Here is a 1,428-nt window from a genome sequence, read left to right on the forward strand (position 1 = left end):
AATGTATATGAATTAACTTTAGTTTAAGTTGGCTTTACCTATAATACCATTTAGAGTCTTTATTGTACTTAGTACAAAGTACATAACAGTTAGGGATGCTGTATGTAAAGCTAATAAATATGTGAAGTGAAAAGGCCGACTCTTATAATTATGAGTGGGCCTTTTGGTTTTATGGATATCAAATTAGTGAGCAACATTTCAAAGGGTATCTTGTGATATAACTAAGTAGAATTTTTTAAACAAGGGGATGATGAGATGAATAAATTGAAGGGGAAAATTGCATTAGTAACAGGGGCTAGTAGAGGGATAGGTCGAAGTATTGCCTTACATTTGGCACAGGCTGGTGCGTTAGTCGTTGTTCACTATAGTAAAAGAAAAGAAGAAGCAGAAAGTGTAGTGGATCAAATTAAACAAGATGGCGGTTCCGCATTTGCGATTCGTGCAGACTTAAGTACTTTTAATGGCATTAATAAATTGTATACAATGATGGATCAATCTCTTCAAAAATATATAGGTGATACTACATTTGATATCCTTGTAAACAACGCTGGAATTGGGCAGGTGTTAACGTTAGAGGAATCTACAGAGGAGTCTTTTGATGAGGTAATGAATATTAATGTGAAAGCTCCATTTTTCATTATTCAAAAGGCTTTGCCACGTTTAAGAGATGAAGGCCGGATTATAAATATTTCGTCTTTTGTCACAAGGGTAGCCTCCCCAAATGTTTTTGCCTACAGTATATCTAAGGGGGCAATAAATACACTCACTCATACTTTAGCTCAACAACTTGGTGTTCGTGGTATTACAGTAAATGCAATTCTCCCAGGCATAATTAACACAGAAATGAATGCTGAGACATTGGGCAACCAAGATGGACAAAAATATGCTGCAGGTTTATCGACCTTTAATAGGTGGGGAGAACCTAATGATATAGCTGATATTGTAGGTTTTCTTTCATCATCAGACAGTCGTTGGATAACTGGTGAGTTAATTGATGCAAGTGGTGGATCTTGCTTATAATATTAGAGGAAAAGCCAACTTAAATTAAGTTGACTTTGCAATTCTATTATTTGTTTGTTAAACCAGTGAACTATGTACCATTTTTTAGTTCTTAGAATAGTCACTTTGAGATGGGGCCAAATGTAGTAAGTCGATCAGGGGAGAGAACTAATTATGCTTTAGTATGATTTATGATAAGTATAAATGGTAAAAAGCAATGAATATGCACAATTTCATATGTAAATAGGTACTTTTTGTTAACTCTTTTAAAGGGAAGGAAATGTATGAAATTATTATGATAGAATCAATTTGTATTAAATCGAAAGGGGATGAGAGTATGCTAAAAAGAATGATTATAGGAGTTTCATCATTATTAGTGGGAGCAACAGTTGGCTTAGCGACTGATGTATCCGCAGCACCTGCACCACC

The 1,428-nt window shown here is 34.9% G+C and carries 1 protein-coding gene; it reads left to right on the top strand.

The features are described 5' to 3' along the window. The first annotated feature begins 255 nt into the window (after window positions 1-255). Window positions 256-1,020, top strand: coding sequence for an SDR family oxidoreductase (locus ACQGS6_RS28390; RefSeq protein WP_025966186.1), 765 nt, complete (start codon window positions 256-258; stop codon window positions 1,018-1,020). Window positions 1,021-1,428: the final 408 nt, after the last annotated feature.

The sequence above is a fragment of the Bacillus sp. GMs2/2 genome (assembly GCF_050172095.1).
GTDB lineage: Bacteria > Bacillota > Bacilli > Bacillales > Bacillaceae_G > Bacillus_A > Bacillus_A cereus.

Bases quoted from the DNA above. Each gene is read 5' to 3' on its own strand.
- ACQGS6_RS28390 (WP_025966186.1), top strand. From the start codon at position 256: ATGAATAAATTGAAGGGGAAAATTGCATTAGTAACAGGGGCTAGTAGA.